The organism is Aquipuribacter hungaricus (genome assembly GCF_037860755.1).
GTDB classification, from domain to species: domain Bacteria; phylum Actinomycetota; class Actinomycetes; order Actinomycetales; family JBBAYJ01; genus Aquipuribacter; species Aquipuribacter hungaricus.
Genome location: NZ_JBBEOI010000507.1, coordinates 1 through 680 on the forward strand (window position 1 = coordinate 1; position 680 = coordinate 680).

At 80.6% G+C, this 680-nt stretch carries 1 pseudogene; it reads right to left on the reverse strand.

What is annotated here, in order from left to right:
- A pseudogene (locus tag WCS02_RS20895) lies at positions 1 to 680 on the reverse strand (hypothetical protein); the annotation flags it as partial.

The following is a 680-nucleotide window of genomic DNA, read 5'->3' on the forward strand; positions in this document are numbered from 1 at the left end:
TCCGTCGCCGCGGCCGCCCTGCACGTACAGCCCTGCCGCGGCCAGCCGCGCGGCCGCCGCGTCGGGGGCGAGGTCCGCGTCGCCGTCGGGGTTGTCCGCCCAGCGCCCGGCCGCGTAGCGCACGACCCGGCGCAGCACCCGCAGCTCGACCGCGAGCGGGCTCCAGCGCAGCCCGGTGGCGGCCGCGCGGTCGCACGCGGCCTCGAGCACCTCGAGGGTCCCCGCGACGTCGCCGCGGGAGTACCGGGACCAGCCGAGGTTGACGCTGGCGCGCAGCTCGGTGAGCACGTCGGCGGACTCGCGGGCGCGCTGCAGCGCCTGGAGCAGCCGGGCGTCGACGACCTCGTCGGGCGCGGCGCCGCCGGAGTGGACGACGGCGAGCGTGGCGAGGGTGTCGGCTTCGACGTCGGGGGCGCCGAGCCGCACGGCCGCCGTGTGCGCGGTCTCGGCGACCTCCCGGGCCTCGGGCCGGTCGGCGAGCATGAGCGCCCGCGCGAGCCCGGCCAGGGCCCAGGCGTGGTCGCGCCCGGCGGGCTCGGACGAGCCGGTGGCCGCGGCGAACGCCTCGACGGCCTGCTCGGCGTGGGGCAGCGCGTCGGCGACGCGGTCGGCGGCGATGAGGTGCTGGGCGAGCCGGTGGTGCAGCAGGGCGACCCGGCGGGCGTCCTCCGCCTCCTCCG